Raw genomic sequence first — 20027 nt, 5'->3', positions numbered from 1 at the left:
CTGCAACCAATTCACACTAAGCGCGACCCCCTACCTCGACCGCATCCAGATGGCCGCAACCGGGCGTGATTCGCACCACCCGCTACGACATGGGTCACGCCCCGACGTACGCCGCCAGGTGCTCGCCGGTGAGCGTCGACTTCTTGGCGACGAGCTCGGCGGGCGTACCTTCGAAGACGACCAGGCCGCCGTCGTGACCGGCACCCGGGCCGAGGTCGATGATCCAGTCGGCGTGAGCCATGACCGCCTGGTGGTGCTCGATCACGATCACCGACTTGCCGGCGTCGACCAGCTTGTCGAGCAGCGCCAGCAGGTTGTCGACGTCGGCGAGGTGGAGGCCGGTGGTGGGCTCGTCCAGGACGTACGTCCCGCCCTTCTCCCCCAGGTGCATGGCCAGCTTGATCCGCTGCCGCTCGCCGCCGGAGAGGGTGTTGAGCGGCTGGCCGAGCTTGAGGTAGCCGAGGCCCACGTCGGACATCCGCTCGAGGATCTTGGCGGCCGCGGGCACCTTCGACTCGCCCTCGGAGAAGAAGGCGTGCGCCTTGGCGACCGAGAGGTCGAGCACCTCGGCGATGTTGAGCCCGCCGAGACGGTATTCGAGCACCAGCGCCTGGAACCGCTTGCCGCCGCAGTCCTCACAGGGCGAGGCGACGGTCTCCATGAACCCGAGCTCGGTGTAGATCATCCCGTTGCCCTTGCAGGTCGGGCAGGCGCCCTCGGAGTTGGCCGAGAAGAGCGCCGGCTTGACCCCGTTGGCCTTCGCGAACGCCTTGCGGATCGGCTCGAGAAGACCCGTGTACGTCGCCGGGTTGCTGCGCCGCGATCCCTTGATCGCGCTCTGGTCGACGAACTCCACGTCGGCACTCGCCGGGATGGAACCGTGGATCAGCGACGACTTCCCGGACCCGGCTACTCCGGTGACCACCGTGAGCACGCCGAGCGGTACGTCCACGTCGACGTTGCGCAGGTTGTGCGAGGTCGCCCCGCGGATCTCCAGGTGCCCCTTCGGAACCCGGACCGTCTCCTTCAGCGACGCGCGGTGCCCGAGGTGGCGCCCGGTCAGCGTGTCGGCCTGGGCGAGCCCATCGAAGGTCCCCTCGAAGCAGATCGCGCCGCCGTCGCTGCCGGCCCCCGGACCGAGGTCGACGACGTGGTCGGCGATCGCGATGGTCTCCGGCTTGTGCTCGACGACCAGCACGGTGTTGCCCTTGTCGCGCAGGTCGAGGAGCAGCTTGTTCATCCTCTGGATGTCGTGCGGGTGCAGGCCGACGGTCGGCTCGTCGAAGACGTAGGTCACGTCGGTCAGCGCGGAGCCGAGGTGACGGACCATCTTCGTACGCTGCGCCTCACCGCCGCTCAGGGTGCCCGAGGGCCGGTCGAGGGAGAGATACCCGAGACCGATCTCGACGAACGAGTCGAACAGATGCAGCAGCCCGGCGACCAGCGGCGCCACCCCAGGATCATCGATCGTCCTGAGCCACTCCGCGGCGTCGGTGACCTGCATGGCGCACACGTCCGCGATCGACTTGCCGCGGATCTTCGAGGAGAGCGCAGACTCGTTGAGCCGGGTCCCACCGCAGGCCGGGCACGGCTGGAAGACCGCCGCCGACTCCACGAACTTCTTGATGTGAGGCTGCAGCGCCTCGACGTCCTTGCTGAACATCGACTTGCGGATCTTCGGGATCAGGCCCTCGTAGGTCGCGTTGATGCCTTCGAGCTTGATCTTGCGCGGCTCGGCGTAGAGCAGGTCGTGGCGCTGCTCCTCGGTGAGGTCCTTGATCGGAACGTCCGGCGGCACGACGACCTTGTAGGCGGCCACCATCCACCCGTCGGCGGTGTAGCCGGGCACCAGGATCGCCCCGTCGACCAGCGACTTCGACTCGTCGATGATGACCGCGAGGTCGAGATCGGAGATCGTCCCGCGGCCCTCGCACTCGGCGCACATGCCGCCGAGGTAGACCGCGTCCTTGACGATCGTCTTCTCGCCCTTGGGCCCGGTCATCACGCCGCTCGCGCGGGTGGTGGGGATGTTGAAGGAGAACGCGGTCGGACCGCCGATATAGGGATCGCCGAGCCGGCTGAACAAACTGCGGAGCATCGCGTAGGCGTCGGTGACCGTGCCGAGCGTCGAGCGCGGGTTGGCGCCGAGCCGCTCCTGGTCGACCAGGATGGCGGTGGTCAGCCCCTCCATCGCGTCGACCTCGGGTCGCGGCAGGCTGGGCATGAACCCCTGGATGAAGGTCGAGTACGTCTCGTCGATCAGCCGCCGCGACTCCGCCGCGATCGTGCCGAAGACCAGCGACGACTTCCCCGACCCCGACACTCCGGTGAACACCGAGAGCCGGCGCTTGGGGATCTCGACCGAGACGTCCTTGAGGTTGTTCTGCCGGGCCCCCTGGACTCGGATCAGGTCGTGAGTGTCTGCGCTGTGCACGCTGTTGCGCTCGGTGCTGTGCTCGTTCGAGCCGGGGTCGGTCATGGCGATCAGGCTAGTCGGGGGCGTGAATCCAGGCCTGCACATTTCCGACTCACTTGACCTGCTGCAGCCGGATGGTGTTGCCGGCGGGGTCACGGAAGGAGCAGTCCCGCATGCCCCAGTCCTGGTCGGTCGGCTCCGACATGATCTCGCCGCCGCTGGCCTCGATACCGGCCTGGATCTTCTCGAACGCGGCGTCGACGTCGGTGGAGGAGAGCATCAGGCTGGCGAAGGTGCCCTTGGCCATCATCTCCTGGATGACTCGGCCTTCCTCCTCGCTGATGTTCGGGTCGGCCAGCGGCGGGTAGAGCACGACGCTCACGGCGGGCTGCGCCGGCGGACCGATCGTGAGCCAGCGCATCGCCTCGTACCCGACGTCCTTCCTCACCTCGAATCCCAGCAGGTCGCGGTAGAACCTCAGCGAGGCCTCGGGGTCGGTGTGCGGAAGGTAGCTGTGGCAGATGTTGATGTCCATGGACCTCAACCTATGTAGGGGTCCGGCACCTTCGCTTCTTCATTCCTGATCGAACTGCGCCGGATCGGCCGGGTGACCTGTTTGGAGACGCACGGTGGGATCCCGCCGCCACCCTCGGTGGCCCTCTCGCGGTAGAGGCTCGGCGACATCCCGACGAGCTCGCTGAACCGGGTCGAGAACGTCCCCAGCGAACCGAAACCGACCGCGAAGCAGATGTCGGTGACACTGAGGTCGCCGCGCCGCAGCAGGGTCATGGCCCGCTCCACCCGGCGGGTCATCAGGTAGGAGTAGGGCGGCTCGCCGTAGGCCTTGCGGAACTCCCTGCTCAGATGGCCGGCCGACATGTGTACGCCAGCTGCGAGAGCCTCCACGTCCAGGGGCTGCGCGTACTCCCTGTCGATGCGGTCCTTGACCTTGCGCAGCAGCTTGAGGTCGCGCAGGCGCTGCTCCTGGCTCTGCCCACCAGTGGGCTTGGTCGTCACCCCTGAATCCTCCCATTTTGATGAATCTGCCGCGTGTCGACGAAGAAGTGTCGAATTCGGGCGCCCACACTCGTGGAGTAGGTGAAGGCACAACACGCGGATAGGAGAAAGTCATGTGGGACACAGCTCAGCACCCCGAGAACACCAATGTACGCAGCTTCCCGATGTCGCACTTCCTGCCGTGCCCGCGATGCGGCCACGAGGTGCACACCTACCTTGCCTGCAGCGACACGTGCTCGTGCGCACCCGTCGTGATGCCCGGCAGCATCCCGCTCGCCGCCTGATCCGGATCCGACTAGATCTTCAGTCCCGACTCGATCGCGAAGACGACGAGCTGGGCGCGGTCACGAGCATGCAGCTTCACCATCGCGCGCGAGACGTGCGTGCGGACCGTGTCGGGGCTGACCACGAGCTCGGCGGCGATCTCGGCGTTGGAGCGGCCGGTGGCCACCCAGGCGACCATCTCCCGCTCACGCTCGGTCAGATCACCCAGACGCGGATGCGGGTTCGCCGCCCGGCGTGAGGACCCGAACTCCTCGATCACCCGCTTGGTCACCGTCGGGGCGAGCAGCGAGCCACCGTCGGCCACGACCCGGATCGCGTCGAGCAGAGCGACCGGCTCGGCGTCCTTGAGCAGGAACCCGCTCGCTCCCAGCCGCAGCGCCTCGAAGACGTACTCATCGAGCTCGAAAGTCGTCAGCATCACCACCCGTACGTCTTTCAACGACGGGTCGCGGGTGACCTGCTCCAGCAGGCCGAGGCCGTCGAGGACCGGCATCCGGATGTCGCATAGGACCACGTCGGGGTGGGTGCGGCGCAGCATCGGCAGCGCCGCGCTGCCGTCGGAGGCCTCGCCGACGACCTCCAGGTCGGTTTCGGCGCCGATCATCGTCGCCAGGCCCATGCGCACGAGGGGCTGGTCATCGACCAGAGCAACCCTGATCAGCGTGTGATCGGTGATGCTCATGCCAGCCCCTCCGCGCCACCCGCCGAGGACCCAGAAAGCGGGAGGGAAGCCCGCAGCCGGAAGCCCCGTACCTCCGGCCCCGCCTCTAGGGTGCCCCCAAGTGCCTCGACGCGCGACCGCATTCCCACAATTCCCATCCCGGGACGCCTTTCCCCGCTCAACATGTCCGATCCCCGCCCGTCGTCGTCGACGGTTACGACCATCTCGGCCGCGGGGGTCGAGACGATCGCCACCTCGGCTCGCGTCGCTCCGGCATGCCGCAGCACGTTGGTGAGCCCCTCCTGGACCACGGCGTACGCGGCCCGCTCCGCCTCCGGCGACGCCGAATCCACCTCGAGGCGGAGGGAGACCTCCAGTCCCCCGGTGCGTACCCGCTCGACGAGAGCAGGCAGGTCGGCGAGCCCGTGCTCCGGTGCTCGCGGTGCCGGCCCGGCGCCGGTATCGGCGTCGGTCAGCCGGGCCAGCTGGCGGCGCAGCAGGTCGAGCGACTCCTTGCTCTCGGCACGGATCGCCTCCAGGTTTCGGCGGGCCGCCTCGGGATCGCGGTCGAGGACGTGCAGCGCGGCACCGGCCTGCATCGCGATCACCGCGAGCCCGTGCCCGACGCCGTCGTGCAGGTCGGTGGCCATCCGCACCCGTTCGTCGCTGACCGCACGTCGCTGCCGTTGGGCGCGGGCCTCGTTGCGCGATCGCACCGCGCTGGCGATCGCACCGCACGCGGCGATGAGCGCCACCTGCCCGAAGGCCCGCCACAGCGAGAGGTCTCCTTCCGGACCGCCGCCGGGTCCCCAGGGGCCGCGGCCGCCGTCGAATCTCGTGCTCTCCGTCGGGTTCAGCATGATCCCAGTGGCCACGAGGGCCGCACCCACGACCGCCCAGCCGACCCACCGCCGCGGAGGCAGCGACCACGCCACCGCGAAGGTGACCGCGGGTAGCGCCAGGAAGATCGGCCCGTCGGCGTAGCCCGCGGCCAAGTAGATCCCGACACAGAGCCCACTGACCGCGAGCACCCAACCGGGCGGCTGCCGCAGCAGCACCGGGAGGACGGCGACGAGGGCGAGCAGCGCGGCGAGCACGGCCGGCCCGCGGGTATCGGCTTGGGCGTTGCTGCCCAGCGAGCCGACCAGCTCCACCACGACGACCAGCCACGGCAGCCAGTGGCGACGGATCCGGGACATGGACCTGACCCTAGTTCGCGCGGCCGCGCGAGGCGTACGACAAATGCGGCCAGCCGCCTACGCAGATCTGCGTAACCGGGAGCCTCGCCGACGCCGATGCGACCCAGGGGCGGTCACGAGAGCGTGAGAGGCATGAAGGAACTCGTGGTTGAGACCGACGGGCTGACCAAGCGGTACGGCGACAGGCTCGCCGTCGACCGGGTCAGCATGACCGTCATGCGTGGCGAGGTGTACGGCTTCCTCGGCCCCAACGGGGCCGGCAAGACGACCACCTTGCGGATGATGCTCGGCCTGATCCGGCCCACCGCCGGATCGGCCAGCGTCCTGGGCCGTCCCGCCGGACGACCCGAGGTCACTGCCCGCATCGGCGCCCTGATCGAGGGCCCCGGCTTCTACCCCTATCTGAACGGCCGCGACAACCTGCGCACGATGGCGCGCTACCAGGGGCTGCCGAACACCGAGGTCGACCGGGTGCTCGAGATGGTCGACCTGGCCGACCGGGCGAAGGACGCCTTCAAGGGCTACTCGCTGGGGATGAAGCAGCGCCTCGGCGTCGCCGCCGCGATGCTCGGCTCACCGGGCCTGCTGGTGCTCGACGAGCCCACCAACGGGCTCGACCCGGCCGGCATGGCCGACATGCGGGCCCTGGTCGTCGCGCTCGCCGAGGCCGGTCAGACGGTGATCCTCTCCAGCCACATCCTCGCGGAAGTGCAGGAGATCTGCGATCGCGTCGGCGTGATCGACAACGGCCGCCTGCTGCGCGAGTCGACCGTCGCCGACCTGCGCGGTGGCGCGACCCTCCGGGTCCGGGCCACCCCCGAGGACGCCGCCCTGGCGGCTCTGATGCGGATGGCCGGCGACGAGGGCGTACGCCGCATCGGCAACGAGACGCTCGAGGTCGACCTGCCCATCACCGCGGCCCCCGATGTCGTACGTCATCTGGTCGCCCACTCCATCGATGTCCACGAGGTCACCGTCGCGGAACGTTCCCTCGAGGACGTCTTCTTCGAGATGACCAGTAACAAGGAGCTCGTGTTATGAACGCTCTCATCAACAGCACCCGCGCTGAGCTGCTCCGCCTACGCAAGTGGTCGGCGATCTGGGTGGTCGTCGGCGCCTGGCTGGCGCTGTCGCTCTCCTTCGGGTACGTCTTCAACTACGTCGCCTACAAGACCGGCGACGACAACTTCGCCGGCGACGGCGCCAGCAACGCCCAGCTCCTCTCCGAGCTGATGCCGAGCGCCATCCCGGACGTCATCGTCAGCGGCCTGCCGATGTTCGGCGGGGCTCTGGCGATGGTGGTCGGGGCGCTGGTGGCCGGCAACGGGTTCGGCTGGGGCACCTGGAAGACGGTCTTCACCCAGGGGCCGAGCCGGTTCGCCGCCGTCGGCGGCTCGCTGACCGCAGTGACCATGTTCATCTTCGCGATGATGACCGCGACCCTGGCTCTCTGCGCGGGTGTCTCGGTCGCGATCGCGGCGACCGAGGGTGAGTCGATCACCATGCCCGCCCTGAGCGATCTGGCGCAGTCGTTCGGCGCCGGGTTCCTGGTGCTGGAGATGTGGGCGCTGCTCGGGTTCCTCGTCGGTGTGCTCGCCAAGGGCCCGGCGCTTGCCGTCGGCCTGGGCCTGGTCTGGTCGCTGGTGGTGGAGAACCTGCTGCGCGGCGTCGGCAGCCTGCTCCCGGGCATCGAGACCGTCACCGACGCCCTCCCCGGCACCGCAGGAGGCTCCTTGGCCGGTGCGATCATCGGCGGGCCCAACGGCACACCGGGAATCCTCGACGCGATCTCCGGCGAACGAGCGCTGGTCACCGTGGCGGCGTACGTTCTGGTCGCCGCGGTCGCGGCGGTGGTCGTGATGAGGCGACGCGACCTGGCGTGAACGGCGCCTAACACACCTCGAGGCATGTCGTTGACATGATCTCGGGGTGTGGCCGCGCACGCGGGTGTGATCCTCGTTAAGTCTACTGTGTTGGTGGACAACAACCGCGTTGTCTCAGCACTCTCGACATCCAGAAGAGGTTCCCACCCGTGTCCTCCAACACGCCTGAGCCCACCCCGCTCATCGAGGCTCCCAAGTCAAAGCTCCCGTTGATCATCGGGATCGTCGTCGCCGCCGCCATCGTGATCGGCGGCCTCGCATTCTTCCTCACCCGCGACGACGACGCCGGCAGCGAGCTGACCAAGGTCAGCATCGGCGTCGTGGGCGCCGACGACCCCTACTGGAAGACCTTCCAGGATGCCGCTCGCGAGGAGGGCATCGATCTCGAGGTCAAGAACTTCGGTGACTACAACCAGCCCAACCCGGCGCTGTCGGAGGGCGAGCTCGACCTCAACCAGTTCCAGCACATCATCTTCCTGGCCGACTACAACGTCCAGAACGACGACGACCTGGTGGCGCTCGGCTCGACCGCGACCTATCCCCTGGGTCTCTACTCCTCGAAGTACTCCTCGCTCGACGACATCAAGGCCGGCGAGACCGTGATCGTCCCCGACGACGAGACCAACCAGGCCCGCGGCCTGGTGCTGCTGCAGTCCAAGGGCCTGATCGAGCTGACCGACGGCGGCACCCCGTTCAGCACCATCAAGGAGGTCGACACGGCAGCGTCCAAGGTGAAGGTCCGGGCGGTCCAGGCCTCGATCACCGCCTCCTCGCTCCCCGACGTCGCCGCGGCGATCATCAACAACGACTTCGTCGAGGACGCCGGCCTGAAGTTCGAGGACGCGCTCGCGACCGACGACCCCTCCGACCCGAAGGCGCTCCCCTACGTCAACATCTTCGCCGTACGCGCCGAGGACAAGGACAACGCGACCTACAAGAAGCTCGTCGAGATCTTCCAGACCAACGAGGACGTCCAGCAGGGGGTCTACGAGACCTCCGGCAACACCGCCGAGCTGGTGANCCGCTCGGAGATCGCAGCAGCGGCGGCAAGCACGTGCTCAGCCAGCTCGGGCACCTTCTCGGACGTGATGCGGAACGACGGACCCGAGGCCACCACGGCGGCGATCACCCCGCCGCCCAGGGACCGAATCGGCGCGGCCACCCCGGTGAGACCGACCTCGTGCTCGTCGGCCGAGTAGGCGTAGCCCAGCTTCCTGACCTCGGCGAGCTGCTCCTCGAGCTTCGCCGGATCGATCACGGTCTCCTCGGTATAGCGCTCCAGCCCACCCTCGAGAATCTCCCGACGGTCCTCCGGCGACATGGTCGCCAGGAAGACCTTGCCGGAAGCAGTGGTGTGCAGTGGGCTGCGCTGCCCGACCCAGTTCACCGACGTGATCTCGGCGCTCCCGATCACCTGGTCGATCGTGATGGCCTCCTCGCCGTCGTTGATGACGATGTTGACGGTCTCGCCGACCGCGTCGGCCAGCGCCATACAGATCGGGCGACTCGTGACCGAGATGTCGTGCTTGCGGGTCGCGCCGGCGGCCAGCTGGATGACGCCATAGCCGAGCTGATAGTGCCCCCGGCTCGCGTTCTGCTCCACCAGCCCGCGCGCCTCGAGGGTGGCCAGCAAACGGAAGACCGTGGACTTGTGCACTCCCAATTCCTCGGAGATCGGCGTGACTCCGACAGCCCCCCGACGGGCGAGCACCTGGAGGATGGAGATGGCTCGGTCCACTGAGTGAACGGTCGTGCTCCGTGTTTCGCTCGTGTTGCTCATGCTGAAACAGTATGCCTCCTTGTCAGATCCTCCTCCTTGCCCCCTACTGCCGGGTAGCCGCGGCGCGAGCGACCAGACACCTCCGCAAGAACCCTGAAATCGGTCGAAACAGGGTCTTGATGCCGATGCCGTCGACGGTCTAGTTTGTTTCATATAGCGCTCTTGTTTCGCTATGAGAAACATCTCCGCAACTCAGCAAGCCGGACGCCCCCACCCGGGGCAGGAAGAAGAGACGCCATGGCAGACAACAGAGTCGTCGTCTACAAGGGGCCGGGCGAGGTGGCCGTCGAGTCCATCGAGTACCCGAAGCTGGAGCTCCCCGAGGACGTTGTGAGCGGCCTGGGCATCAAGCGCGCGGCGCCGCACGCGGTGATCCTCAAGCTCGTGACCAGCAACATCTGCGGCAGCGACCAGCACATGGTGCGTGGCCGGACGACCGCCGCCGTGGGTCAGACGCTCGGCCACGAGATCACCGGCGAGATCGTCGAGATCGGCGACGACGTCCTCTTCCACGAGGTGGGCGACATCTGCTCGGTCCCGTTCAACATCGCGTGCGGTCGTTGTCGCATGTGCAACGAGGGCAAGACGGGCATCTGCCTCAACGTGAACCCGGCGCGGGCCGGCGCGGCGTACGGCTATGTGGACATGGGTGGCTGGATCGGTGGCCAGGCGGAGTACGTCATGGTCCCGTTCGCCGACTTCAACCTGCTGAAGTTCCCCGACCGGGACCAGGCCCTGGAGAAGATCCTCGACCTGACGATGCTTTCCGACATCTTCCCGACCGGCTACCACGGTGCCTACACCGCCGGCGTCACCACCGGGTCGACGGTGTACGTGGCGGGCGCAGGCCCGGTCGGGCTCGCCGCGGCGTACTCGGCACAGCTGCTCGGTGCCGCCACGGTCATCGTCGGCGACATGAACGCGGACCGGCTCAAGCAGGCCGCCAGCTTCGGCTGCGCGACCGCCGACCTGTCCTCCGGTGACGCCCTGGCGGACATCATCGCGGACATCGTCGGGGAACCCGTTGTGGATGCGGCGATCGACGCGGTCGGGTTCGAGGCCCGCGGCCACGGCCGAGACGCTGCCGAGCAGCCCGCCACCGTCCTCAACGACATCATGGACGTGGCGCGCGCGGGCGCCTCCCTCGGCATCCCCGGTCTGTACGTCACCGGCGACCCCGGCGCCGTCGACGATGCAGCCAAGCAGGGGCAGATCGGCGTGCGGCTCGGCCTGGGCTGGGCGAAGTCGCACACCTTCGTGACCGGCCAGTGCCCGGTCAAGCAGTACAACCGCCAACTCATGAACCTGATCCTCGCCGACAAGGCCCACATCGCCGACGCCGTCAACGCGAAGGCCATCAGCCTCGACGAGGCGCCGGAGAGCTACGCAGCGTTCGACCAGGGCGCGGCCACCAAGTACGTCATCGACCCGCACGGCATGGTGAACTGACGCAATCGGGCGGCCAGACGGTCCTGCCCCTTGGCCACATCGGTCAGGGGCAGGACCGTCTCACATACCCAACAGGCGGCGTGCTTCCCCCACGGTGACGACAGAGCCCGTGACCAGCACCTGAGCCGGTTCTCCACCCTCTTCGGAGAGAGCCGAGGCCGCTCTGGTGGCCTCGAGGAGGGCGTCGGCGAGGCCGTCGATCTCCACGACCCGATCCGCCCCGAGCACCTCGCGCGCCGCAGCGGCGGTGTCGCGGGACGACAGCGACCTCGGGCTGCTGTTCCGGGTGCAGATCATCGTCGACACCACGGGCTCGAGCTCGGCGAGCATGCCGTCGAGGTCCTTGTCGCCCATCGCGGCGACCACGGCGAGAGTCGGCCGGCGGCCCAGATCGGACAGACCGGAGGCCAGAGCCCGGGCACCGTCGGGATTGTGGGCTGCGTCGAGGATCACCGCGGGCGTGCCGGGCAGCACCTCCAGCCGCCCCGGCGACCGGGCCGAGCCCAGCGCCCGTCGCAGTGCGTCCAGCGGGATCTCGTCTTCCAGGAGGGCTTCGACGCTCGCGATGGCGAGCACCGCGTTGTGCGCCTGGTGGCGGCCGTGAAGTGACAGCGGGACCTCGGGATAGTGACCGGCGAGGCCGTTGACCGAGATGATCTGACCATCGCCGAACGCTCGTCTGCCGCTCAGGCGGAAGTGACGGCCCTCGACCATGAGCCTCGCGAGATGCGCGTCGGCATGGGCTCGGAGGAGCTGCTCGACATCTGGGGTCTGCCGAGCCGTGACGGTCAGCGCACCTGGCTTGATGATCCCGGCCTTCTCGGCCGCGATGTCGAGCGTCGTCGGCCCCAGGTGATCGACATGGTCGAGGCCGATGGGGAGGATCGCGGCGACCGGGGCGTCGATGACGTTGGTCGCATCCCACATGCCGCCCATACCGACCTCGACCGCCGCGACGTCGATGGCCGCGGTCGAGAAGGCCTGGTAGGCCATGGCAACGGTCATCTCGAAGAACGACAGCGGAGTGGGACTCTCGCGGTCCACGGCCTCGGCCGCGGGCAGGACGTCGCGGTAAGCCCGGACGAAGCCATCCCGCGGGATCGGCCGGCCGCCGATGCTGATCCGTTCCCGGATGTCGGCGAGATGGGGGCTGGTGAACCGGCCGACCGTCGAGCCCAGCTCGAGGAGGATCGCCTCCACCATCCGCGCGGTGCTCGTCTTGCCGTTGGTTCCGGTGATGTGGATCGACGGGTAGTCGCGTTGTGGCCGGCCGAGCGCGTCCGTCACCGCGCGGATGCGCTCGAGGGACGGGGAGATCCTGGTCTCGGGCCAGCGGGCGAGGAGCCGCCGCTCCACCTCTTCGACGTCGAGGTCGAAGCCCGTGCCGGTCACTGGGCTCCTCCGCCCAGGCGCGCCAGCAGGTCGCGGCGCCAGGCCTCGGTCTCGGCGACCTGGTTGAACGTGAACAGATGCAGGCCGGCGATCGCGGCCTCCGGCTTGTCCAGCTCTGGCGCCGCACGGGTGAGGAACCGCTCAGGCGAGTAGCCCCCGGGCGCGGCGATGCGTGCGAACATGCCCCTGTTCTTGGCGAGGAACCGCGTCGACTCCCCCACCCCGATCTTGGTCGCCATGGTGAGGAGCTTGGCGCGCTCGACCGGGCCGGGCAGCCCGACGATGATCGGTGTCGTGACCCCGCGGGCGCGCACGCGGCGTACCCAGTCGGTGAGGGCCTTGGGGTCGAAGGTGAGGTTGCTGACGATCTCGGTGGCGTGGTGGCGCTTGTCCCACATCGCCTGGACCAGGCGGTCGTGGATGATCGTCGGATGGTCCTCGGGATAGCCGGCGACACCGACGTGACCGAACGGGTCGCCGAGATCGACGAGCGCCTCGAGGAGCTCCAGCGCGCTGGGGAACGCCCCGGGCCGCTCGGCGTCGCCGGCGGGCACGAAGACCTTGTCGACGCCGGCCGCCTTCAGGCGACCGACGATGTCGGCGAGCTCGGCCCGGCCCGAGACCATGCGAGCGGCGAGATGGGGTACGACCTGGTATCCGTGTCCGGCGAGGCGGATGGAGAGGTCCACGGTTCGTTCGAGGCCCTTGGCCGGGGATGCGGTCACCGTGACGGTTCGGCCGACCGGGAGAGACCTGGTGACGACTTCTTCGATCGTCGCGGTGGGCAGGACCTCGTAGCGGGCGTCGAGCAGCAGCCTCCGTACGGTCACGGCGGACGAGCGACGGCTCATCGCCGCCCTGCCCGGGCACCGACCACGTCGGCTGCGACCGCAGATCCACGCAGGCGTGCGGCCACCCTGGAGGCGGCAGCGGCACCGGACACCGAGTGCACGCGCACTCCCCAGGCGCCTTCCGCGGCAGCGATGGCGGCCACGGCGTCCGACGCCTCGTCCCGGTCGGCCGGGACATCCGGATCACGCCGTCCGTACGTCGCCACCTCGGTGAGGAACCGCTTGCGGGAGGCTCCGACGAGGAGAGGGAAGCCGAGGTCTCTCAGCGTGCTGAGGGACGAGAGCAGCTCCCAGGACTGCGCGCTGTTCTTCGCGAACCCCAGACCGGGGTCGAGGATGATGCGCTCGGGACGTACGCCGGCGTCGAGTGCGGAATCGACCCGGCCGCGGAGCTCGGCGCACACGTCGCCCACGACCGAGTCGTAGTTGCAGAAGTCGTCCATCCGCATGGAGTGGGCGCGCCAGTGCATCAGGACGCAGGTGACCTCCGCCTCGGCCAGGAAGGGCAGCATCTTGGGATCGGCGAGCCCGCCGGAGACGTCGTTCACGATGACGGCCCCGGCCTCGACGGCTCGCTGGGCTACCGAGGCGCGCATGGTGTCGACCGAGACCGGCAACCCCTCCCGGGCAAGGGCCTCGACCACCGGGATCACGCGGGCGATCTCCTCAGCCGCGCTGACCCGCTGGGCACCGGGCCGGGTGGACTCGCCGCCGACATCGAGGAGATCGGCGCCGTCACGCATGAGCTCGAGGCCTCTGCGTACGGCTACGTCGGCGTCTAGGAACCGGCCGCCGTCGGAGAACGAGTCGGGGGTGACGTTGATGATGCCCATCACCTGACAACGCCGGTCTGCCTCGGTGAGCAGCTGCGTGGCACTCATGCCGCCACGCCCGTAGCGCAAGCGCCATCATACGGGCGCGGCGGCCTGAGCCTTGTGGTCGCTCGCTGACGCTCGCTCATGTCAGCGCCCCGGCGATCGCCTCCCTGGCAGCCAGATGCTGTTCGGCGATCTCGACGATGTTGGTCAGCAGCATGGCACGGGTCATCGGTCCGACCCCGCCCGTGGCACCGCTCATCTTGCCCGCGACGACGTCCACGTTCGGATCGACGTCGCCCAGGATGCCTTCGATGGTGCGAGTGATCCCGACGGACAGGACCGTGGCGCCGGGGCTGACCCAGTCGGGCTTGACCAGGTGAGCCACACCCGCCGCCGCGACGATGACGTCCGAGGCCCGGGCGTGGGCGGCGACGTCACGGGTCTCGATGTTGCACAGCGTGACGGTGGCGTGCTCGGTGGGGCGGGTGAGCATGAGCCCGAGCGGCCGGCCGACGGTCAGGCCGCAGCCGATGACACAGAACCGCTGTCCGGTGATCGGTACGTCGTGCTGCCTGAGGAGCTCGATGATCCCGCGCGGCGTGCACGGCAACGGAGCAGGAGTGCCGAGCACCAGCTTGCCGAGGTTCGTGGGGTGGAGCCCGTCGGCATCCTTGTCCGGGTCGATGAGCTCCAGGACCCGGTGGGTGTCGACGTGGGGCGGCAGGGGCAGCTGGACGATGAAACCGGTGCAGGTCGGATCGTCGTTGAGCTGTTGCACCGCTGCCTCGATCTCGGCCTGCGACGCGCTGGCGGGGAGCTCGATCCGGATCGAGGCGATGCCCACCTCGGCGCAGTCGCGGTGCTTGCCCGCGACGTACGAACGGGAACCGGGGTCGTCACCGACGAGGATGGTGCCGAGGCCCGGGTCGATCCCGGCCTCGTGCAGTGCCTTCACCCGCACGGCGAGCCCGGCCTTGAGATCAGCAGCGACGCGCTTGCCGTCGATCTTTGCTGCGGTGGTCATGCACTTCTCCTTCTCGCGAGACCGTGGCGTCAGCATTCGATGACGTTGACGGCGAGGCCTCCGCGGGAGGTCTCCTTGTACTTGATCTTCATGTCGGCGCCGGTCTCGCGCATGGTCTTGATCGCGGCGTCGAGGGAGACACGGTGGCTGCCGTCACCGCGGGCGGCGATGCGGGCGGCGTTGATGGCCTTGTTGCTGGCGATGGCGTTGCGCTCGATGCAGGGGATCTGCACCAGGCCGCCGACGGGGTCGCAGGTGAGCCCGAGATTGTGCTCGATGCCGATCTCGGCCGCGTTCTCCACCTGCTCCGGGGTGCCTCCGAGCACTTCGCACAGGGCTCCGGCAGCCATGGCGCAGGCCGAGCCGACCTCGCCCTGACAGCCGACCTCGGCGCCGGAGATCGACGCGTTGATCTTGAACAGGATCCCGACCGCGGCGGCGGCGAGGAGGAACCGCACGATCCCGTCCTCATCCGCGCTACGCACGAACTTCTCGTAGTAGTGGAGTACGGCCGGGACGATGCCCGCCGCGCCGTTGGTCGGCGCGGTCACGATCCGTCCGCCCGACGCGTTCTCCTCGTTGACGGCGAGGGCGAAGAGGTTGACCCAGTCCATCGCTCTGAGCGGGTCCGTCTCGTCCGTGGATGCCTGGAGGTGGGTGTAGAGACCGGGGGCGCGCCGGGGGACCTTCAGGCCGCCGGGCAGCGTGGGTTCGGTGCGGGTGCAGCCGTTGTGCACGCACTCCTGCATGACCGACCAGATGTGCAGCAGCTCGGCGCGCACCTCCTCCTCGGTACGCCACGCCAGCTCGTTGGCCATCATCACGTCGCTGATCCGTTTGCCTGACTCGGCGCAGACCGCGAGCAGCTCGGCCCCGGTGGTGAACGGGTACGGGATCGGGGTCGCGTCCTCGACGATCCGGTCGGCGCCGGCCGCGTGCTCGTTCACGACGAAACCGCCGCCGACCGAGTAGTAGGTGCTCTCCAGGAGCACCTTCGTGTCGGCGTCGAACGCGCGGAAGATCATGCCGTTCGGGTGCGCGGGAAGGGTCCTGGTGCGGTGCATGACGACGTCGTCGGCGCCGAACTCGATGTCCCGGGCACCGGAGAGCGTCAGGCGCCGAGTGGCACGGACCTCGGCCACGCGAGCGTCGGCGTTGCTGGTGTCGACGGTCTCGGGCCGGTTGCCCTCGAGCCCGAGGATCACCGCCTTGTCGGAGCCGTGGCCGTGACCGGTGGCACCGAGGGAGCCGAACAGCTCCACCTGGGCACGAGCGACGGCGTCGAGCAACGAGCCCGCCTTCAGGGCATCGATGAACTGCGCCGCCGCGCGCATCGGGCCGACCGTGTGGGACGACGACGGCCCGATGCCGACGGAGAACATGTCGAACACGCTGAGTGCCATCAGCCGGATCCCAGGCGACGTATCGAGCTTGTCGAGGTGACCTTGAACTCGGCCATGGCGTCGATCAGCCAGCGGCCCAGGTAGTCGGCGTACGAGGCACGCGGCAGGATCCGGTAGGAGTCTGCGTCGACCTTCCAGAGGATCACCGGAACACGTCCGATGGTGCTGGCGACCGCCGTGCCCGGCGTGAACGCCCTCGGGTGGAGGTCGAGCGGACAGCCCTTCTCGAGGACCGCCTGCGCGGAGGCTCCCTCGAGCCGGAAGGTGGTGCGGTTGGCCGACAGGTCGACGACCGCGGCACCGCCTTCCGATACGCCTGCGCGGAGGTACGACACCAGGGTGGACCCGGCCACGCTCTGCGAGATGACCAGGTAGTCGTCGGGCGAGAGCCACAGGATGACCACGTCGTGGCCGGTGCCGACCTCGCCGCATCGTCCGGGGAGCTCGGTGCCGAGGATCTGGGCCAGGCGCGTCCGGTCGGGCGAGCCGATCGGCACCCGCAGACCCACCATGGTGAGGAACTGCTCCTCGCGCACCCGCACGCCGAGGGCGCCGGACACGCCTGCGTCGACGAAGTCGCCGTGGAGGTGTTGGGCCGGGCTGACGCGTAGACCTCCGATCAATTTGTCGAGCGGCTCGATCGTGGTCTCAACCATCGCGGCGGGTTCCTTCCGGGTCGTAGAGGACGGTTTCAGCGACGACGACGTCGACCAGTCGGTCTCCGACCGGCGCGACGAGGGTCTGGCCGATGCGGTTGCGGCCATCCTTGATGAGCGCCAGGGCGAACGAGCGCCCGAGCGCGGCACTGTGGTAGCTCGAGGTCACGTGCCCGAGCATCGGCACCGGTCCGTCGGCGGGGGTGATCGGCGTACCGGCCGCGACCAGCTGGGTGCCCTCGGGCAGTCTGAAGGTCGTGTCGACGGGCAGCACCGAGACGAGGTGCTTCCGGTCCGTGCGTGCGGTGTCGGCCCGGTTGTAGGACCGCTTGCCGACGAAGTCCTTCGCCTTGGAGACGATCCACTCCATGCCGGCGTCCTGGGGCGTGACCGTGCCGTCGGTGTCCTGGCCGACGATCGGATAGCCCTTCTCCGCGCGGAGCACGTGCATGGTCTCGGTGCCGTACGGGGTGATCGCCCACTCCTGGCCGGCGGCGTGGATCTCCTCCCACACCCGCTGTCCGAACCAGGTCTCGACGTTGACCTCGAATGCGAGCTCTCCGGAGAACGAGATCCGGCACACCCGCGCCGGGATGCCCGAGGCGAGCGTCGTCTCGCGGAACGTCATGAACGGGAACGCCTCGTTGCTCACGTCGAGCTCAGGAGCGATCTTGGCGATCACCTCGCGTGACTTCGGGCCGACGACGGCGACGGTGGCCCACTGCTCGGTGACCGAGGTGAAGCTGACGTCCAGGGCGGGCCACTCGGTCTGGTGCCACTCCTCGAGCCAGTCGAGGACCTTGGCGGCGCCGCCGGTGGTCGTCGTCATGAAGTAGCGGTTCTCCTCGATGCGGAGCGTGACGCCGTCGTCGAAGATCATCCCGTCGGGAGTGCACATGACGCCGTAGCGCGCGGATCCGGGAGCGAGCTTCTTGAAGGCGTTGGTGTAGATCCGGTTGAGGAACTCACCGGCGTCACTCCCCCACACCTCGATCTTGCCCAGGGTGGTCGCGTCCATCATGCCGACGGACTCGCGGACGGCGGCGCACTCGCGGAGAACGGCCTCGTCCAGGGACTCGCCGTTCTGCGGGTAGTACCACGGCCGCAGCCACTGCCCGACGATCTCCATCTCGGCGCCGTGCGCGACGTGCCAGGGATGGATCGACGTCAGCCGGGCCGGGTCGAACAGGTCACCCCGCTCGCGGCCCGCGAGAGCGACGAACGGCACCGGAGCGTACGGCGCACGGTACGTGGTGGTGCCGATCTCGCCGGGGCTGCGACCGTCGTTGAGCGCGGCGGCGATGACTCCGATGGCGTTGACTCCGGAGGTCTTGCCCTGGTCGTTGGCGGTGCTGATAGAGGTGTAGCGCTTGATGTGCTCGACGCTGCGCATGCCGGCGCCGGTCGCACGCAGTACGTCGTGCACGGTCTGGTCGCGCTGGAAGTCGACGAAGTGGTCGACGAGATCGTCGAGCGGAACGCCGGCCTCGGCGGCGAGCCACAAGGCCCGGGTCGTGCCGTCACCTGTAGCCGCGGCGAGCGGCCCGGTCGGAGCCTCGGCCTCGCCGATGAAACCGGCAGCGAGGAGCGCCGTCGCTGCCGCATGCCGCCCCTCGGCGAGACACGCGTCGAGGGTGTAGCTGCCCCGCGCCGATCCCACGATCTGCTGACCGGCGACCTCGCCGTCGGGGACGAATCCGGCCAGGTCCTCGTCCCAGCGGACCTTGCCCTGCCGTTGGCTGTGCAGGTGGACCACGGGGCTCCATCCGCCGGCGACGGCGACGACGTCGCAGGCGATGTCGCGCCGTTCTCCGACCGCGACGCCGTCGGCGTCGACGGCCGACACCGTGGCGGCGGTGACCCTCGGGTCACCGTCGGTGTCGAGGACCGCGGAGCCGAGGACGACCTCGATGCCGGCGGCTTCGGCACGGCGGGCGGCGTCGGACTGCTCGGCGCGAGCATCGACGACGGCCGCCACGGCGACTCCGGCGCCGGTCAGGTCGGCGGCGACCTCGTAGGCGCTGTCGTTCGTGGTCGCGAGCAGGACCCGTGTGCCTGCGGCCACGCCGTACCGGTTCAGGTAGGTGCGGACGGCGGAGGCGAGCATGACGCCGGGGCGGTCGTTGTTGCCGAACACCAGGGGACGCTCGTGAGCGCCGGTCGCGATGACGACCTGCTGCGCCCGGATGTGCCAGAGGCGCTGACGCGACAGCCCCGTGAGCGCCTCCTTGGCGGACGCGTCGAGGTGGTCCAGCCGGCTCTCGAGCGCGATCACGTAGTTGGCGTCGTAGCTGCCGAAGGCGTTGGTCCGGGTGAGGACGGTGACCTCGGGGGCAGCCGCGAGCTCCTCGGTGGCTCGGCTCAGCCAGGTGTCGCTGTCCACGCCGTCGATGCTGAGGCCGCGTGTGGAGAGAAGGGACCCGCCGAGCTCGGGCTGGTCGTCGATGAGGATCACCCGGGCTCCGGATGCGGCGGCAGTGCGGGCCGCGGTGAGCCCGGTCGGGCCGGCTCCGATGACGAGGACGTCGGTGTGGACGTACTTCTTGTCGTAGACAGCGGTGTCGTCGGCGGGGTCGAGCTCGCCGAGGCCGCTGAGGTAGTCGGCCGCCAGCCCGTCGACGAGCTCGACGGTCGTGGCGGGAAGCATGGACTCGGTCACCGAGTCGCCGGGACGCCTCAGCTTGACCAGCGCGTTGGACTCCTCGAGCCCGGCGGCGAGGACGCCGCGGGGACGCTGTCGGTACAGCGAGGGGCCACACTCGAGCACGCCGTTGGCGATCAGCGCCGAGGCGAGGGTGTCACCGGCGTGGCCGGCGTACTCCTGGCCGTCGACGCTGAAGGTGAGGCAGGTGGACCGGTCGATTCGGCCGCCGTCTGCGAGGCGGTGCGACGTCGTGCTCACTGCGGGTCTCCATCCAGGGTGGGGCGCGGTTCGCCGGCCCGGTAGACGGCGGCGATGCGGTAGGTGACGGTGTCGCGAAGGACGTTGAACCACTTGCGGCAGCCGGAGCTGTGGACCCAGCGTTCGGCGAAGATGCCCTTGGTGTTCTCGCGGTAGAACAGGTAGCGGCCCCACTCCTCGTCACTGAGGGCGTTCGGGTCCTCCGGGTAGGGGACGTGGGCCTGGCCGCCGTAGTGGAACTCGGTCTCGTCGCGGGACCCGCAGTTGGGGCAGCTGATGAGGATCATCGTC

The 20027-nt window shown here is 69.0% G+C and carries 18 protein-coding genes and 1 pseudogene; 5 read left to right on the top strand and 14 right to left on the bottom strand.

Annotation, left to right across the window (positions count from 1 at the left end; genetic code table 11):
• Window positions 1–94: 94 nt before the first annotated feature.
• Genes ACFX43_RS12100 through ACFX43_RS12090 form a run of 3 tightly spaced genes read right to left on the bottom strand, consistent with a single transcriptional unit; the run spans window position 95 to window position 3433 of the window.
• Window positions 95–2479: an ATP-binding cassette domain-containing protein gene (locus ACFX43_RS12100; protein WP_378821045.1), complete on the bottom strand. Its 2385-nt coding sequence runs from the start codon at window positions 2477–2479 to the stop codon at window positions 95–97.
• Between the two features lie 49 nt (window positions 2480–2528).
• Window positions 2529–2951 carry a VOC family protein gene (locus ACFX43_RS12095; protein WP_355021447.1) on the bottom strand — a complete coding sequence of 141 codons (423 nt, stop codon included), beginning with the start codon at window positions 2949–2951 and terminating at the stop codon, window positions 2529–2531.
• Between the two features lie 5 nt (window positions 2952–2956).
• The gene (locus ACFX43_RS12090) at window positions 2957–3433 is read right to left on the bottom strand and encodes a helix-turn-helix transcriptional regulator (RefSeq protein WP_378821043.1); all 477 of its coding nucleotides are present in this window, start codon (window positions 3431–3433) and stop codon (window positions 2957–2959) included.
• Between the two features lie 113 nt (window positions 3434–3546).
• On the opposite strand from ACFX43_RS12090, the gene ACFX43_RS12085 reads away from it, so the two are divergent.
• Entirely contained in the window at window positions 3547–3717 is a 171-nt protein-coding gene (locus ACFX43_RS12085) for a hypothetical protein (RefSeq protein ID WP_378821042.1), read from the top strand.
• 11 nt (window positions 3718–3728) lie between these two features.
• Here ACFX43_RS12085 and ACFX43_RS12080 read toward each other — a convergent pair whose 3' ends face one another.
• Both ACFX43_RS12080 and ACFX43_RS12075 read right to left on the bottom strand, forming a co-directional pair.
• Entirely contained in the window at window positions 3729–4400 is a 672-nt protein-coding gene (locus tag ACFX43_RS12080) for a response regulator (RefSeq protein ID WP_378821040.1), read from the bottom strand.
• A complete protein-coding gene (locus tag ACFX43_RS12075; protein WP_378821038.1) occupies window positions 4397–5578 on the bottom strand; it encodes a sensor histidine kinase in 1182 nt (393 codons plus the stop codon). The genes ACFX43_RS12080 and ACFX43_RS12075 overlap by 4 nt, the downstream gene beginning before the upstream one ends.
• A gap of 132 nt (window positions 5579–5710) precedes the next feature.
• Between ACFX43_RS12075 and ACFX43_RS12070 the strand changes: the two genes are divergently transcribed.
• The 3 genes and pseudogenes from ACFX43_RS12070 to ACFX43_RS12060 all read left to right on the top strand — a co-directional run.
• A complete protein-coding gene (locus ACFX43_RS12070) occupies window positions 5711–6619 on the top strand; it encodes an ABC transporter ATP-binding protein (protein ID WP_378821037.1) in 909 nt (302 codons plus the stop codon).
• Window positions 6616–7461 carry an ABC transporter permease gene (locus ACFX43_RS12065; protein WP_378821034.1) on the top strand — a complete coding sequence of 282 codons (846 nt, stop codon included), beginning with the start codon at window positions 6616–6618 and terminating at the stop codon, window positions 7459–7461. The genes ACFX43_RS12070 and ACFX43_RS12065 overlap by 4 nt, the downstream gene beginning before the upstream one ends.
• A 149-nt stretch (window positions 7462–7610) precedes the next feature.
• Window positions 7611–8429: pseudogene (locus ACFX43_RS12060) on the top strand (MetQ/NlpA family ABC transporter substrate-binding protein); the annotation flags it as partial.
• Window positions 8430–8446: 17 nt separating this feature from the next.
• Here ACFX43_RS12060 and ACFX43_RS12055 read toward each other — a convergent pair.
• Window positions 8447–9199, bottom strand: coding sequence for an IclR family transcriptional regulator (locus ACFX43_RS12055; RefSeq protein ID WP_378821032.1), 753 nt, complete (start codon window positions 9197–9199; stop codon window positions 8447–8449).
• A 279-nt stretch (window positions 9200–9478) separates the two neighbouring features.
• On the opposite strand from ACFX43_RS12055, the gene fdhA reads away from it, so the two are divergent.
• Entirely contained in the window at window positions 9479–10690 is a 1212-nt protein-coding gene (gene fdhA / locus ACFX43_RS12050; protein WP_378821030.1) for a formaldehyde dehydrogenase, glutathione-independent, read from the top strand.
• A gap of 60 nt (window positions 10691–10750) precedes the next feature.
• Here the strand turns inward: fdhA and ACFX43_RS12045 are convergent, their stop codons facing one another.
• From ACFX43_RS12045 to ACFX43_RS12010, 8 genes are all read right to left on the bottom strand, one after another.
• Window positions 10751–12082: a bifunctional folylpolyglutamate synthase/dihydrofolate synthase gene (locus ACFX43_RS12045; protein WP_378821027.1), complete on the bottom strand. Its 1332-nt coding sequence runs from the start codon at window positions 12080–12082 to the stop codon at window positions 10751–10753.
• Complete coding sequence (locus ACFX43_RS12040; RefSeq protein ID WP_378821025.1) at window positions 12079–12933, bottom strand: methylenetetrahydrofolate reductase; 855 nt, start codon at window positions 12931–12933, stop codon at window positions 12079–12081. The genes ACFX43_RS12045 and ACFX43_RS12040 overlap by 4 nt, the downstream gene beginning before the upstream one ends.
• Window positions 12930–13814: a dihydropteroate synthase gene (folP, locus tag ACFX43_RS12035; RefSeq protein ID WP_378821023.1), complete on the bottom strand. Its 885-nt coding sequence runs from the start codon at window positions 13812–13814 to the stop codon at window positions 12930–12932. The genes ACFX43_RS12040 and folP overlap by 4 nt, the downstream gene beginning before the upstream one ends.
• Before the next feature lie 76 nt (window positions 13815–13890).
• Entirely contained in the window at window positions 13891–14775 is an 885-nt protein-coding gene (locus ACFX43_RS12030; protein ID WP_378821021.1) for a bifunctional methylenetetrahydrofolate dehydrogenase/methenyltetrahydrofolate cyclohydrolase, read from the bottom strand.
• 29 nt (window positions 14776–14804) lie between these two features.
• Window positions 14805–16178 carry an L-serine ammonia-lyase gene (locus tag ACFX43_RS12025; protein WP_378821018.1) on the bottom strand — a complete coding sequence of 458 codons (1374 nt, stop codon included), beginning with the start codon at window positions 16176–16178 and terminating at the stop codon, window positions 14805–14807.
• Window positions 16178–16834 carry a sarcosine oxidase subunit gamma gene (locus tag ACFX43_RS12020; protein WP_378821016.1) on the bottom strand — a complete coding sequence of 219 codons (657 nt, stop codon included), beginning with the start codon at window positions 16832–16834 and terminating at the stop codon, window positions 16178–16180. Before ACFX43_RS12020 ends, ACFX43_RS12025 begins: the two co-directional genes overlap by 1 nt.
• Entirely contained in the window at window positions 16827–19736 is a 2910-nt protein-coding gene (locus ACFX43_RS12015; protein ID WP_378821013.1) for a sarcosine oxidase subunit alpha family protein, read from the bottom strand. The genes ACFX43_RS12020 and ACFX43_RS12015 overlap by 8 nt, the downstream gene beginning before the upstream one ends.
• The gene (locus ACFX43_RS12010) at window positions 19733–20023 is read right to left on the bottom strand and encodes a sarcosine oxidase subunit delta (RefSeq protein WP_378821011.1); all 291 of its coding nucleotides are present in this window, start codon (window positions 20021–20023) and stop codon (window positions 19733–19735) included. The genes ACFX43_RS12015 and ACFX43_RS12010 overlap by 4 nt, the downstream gene beginning before the upstream one ends.
• Window positions 20024–20027 lie beyond the last annotated feature (4 nt).

The sequence above is a fragment of the Nocardioides sp. YIM B13467 genome (genome assembly GCF_042788075.1).
GTDB lineage: Bacteria > Actinomycetota > Actinomycetes > Propionibacteriales > Nocardioidaceae > Nocardioides.
This window is presented reverse-complemented; position numbering and strand designations above follow the sequence as displayed.

Excerpts from the sequence above, each read along its gene's own strand:
- ACFX43_RS12020 (WP_378821016.1), bottom strand. The coding sequence starts at position 16,834 with ATGGTTGAGACCACGATCGAGCCGCTCGACAAATTGATCGGAGGTCTA.
- ACFX43_RS12025 (WP_378821018.1), bottom strand. The coding sequence starts at position 16,178 with ATGGCACTCAGCGTGTTCGACATGTTCTCCGTCGGCATCGGGCCGTCG.
- ACFX43_RS12030 (WP_378821021.1), bottom strand. The coding sequence starts at position 14,775 with ATGACCACCGCAGCAAAGATCGACGGCAAGCGCGTCGCTGCTGATCTC.
- ACFX43_RS12100 (WP_378821045.1), bottom strand. The coding sequence starts at position 2,479 with ATGACCGACCCCGGCTCGAACGAGCACAGCACCGAGCGCAACAGCGTG.
- ACFX43_RS12065 (WP_378821034.1), top strand. The coding sequence starts at position 6,616 with ATGAACGCTCTCATCAACAGCACCCGCGCTGAGCTGCTCCGCCTACGC.
- ACFX43_RS12070 (WP_378821037.1), top strand. The coding sequence starts at position 5,711 with ATGAAGGAACTCGTGGTTGAGACCGACGGGCTGACCAAGCGGTACGGC.
- ACFX43_RS12075 (WP_378821038.1), bottom strand. The coding sequence starts at position 5,578 with ATGTCCCGGATCCGTCGCCACTGGCTGCCGTGGCTGGTCGTCGTGGTG.
- fdhA (WP_378821030.1), top strand. The coding sequence starts at position 9,479 with ATGGCAGACAACAGAGTCGTCGTCTACAAGGGGCCGGGCGAGGTGGCC.
- ACFX43_RS12040 (WP_378821025.1), bottom strand. The coding sequence starts at position 12,933 with ATGAGCCGTCGCTCGTCCGCCGTGACCGTACGGAGGCTGCTGCTCGAC.
- ACFX43_RS12080 (WP_378821040.1), bottom strand. The coding sequence starts at position 4,400 with ATGAGCATCACCGATCACACGCTGATCAGGGTTGCTCTGGTCGATGAC.
- folP (WP_378821023.1), bottom strand. The coding sequence starts at position 13,814 with ATGAGTGCCACGCAGCTGCTCACCGAGGCAGACCGGCGTTGTCAGGTG.
- ACFX43_RS12095 (WP_355021447.1), bottom strand. The coding sequence starts at position 2,951 with ATGGACATCAACATCTGCCACAGCTACCTTCCGCACACCGACCCCGAG.
- ACFX43_RS12010 (WP_378821011.1), bottom strand. The coding sequence starts at position 20,023 with ATGATCCTCATCAGCTGCCCCAACTGCGGGTCCCGCGACGAGACCGAG.
- ACFX43_RS12085 (WP_378821042.1), top strand. The coding sequence starts at position 3,547 with ATGTGGGACACAGCTCAGCACCCCGAGAACACCAATGTACGCAGCTTC.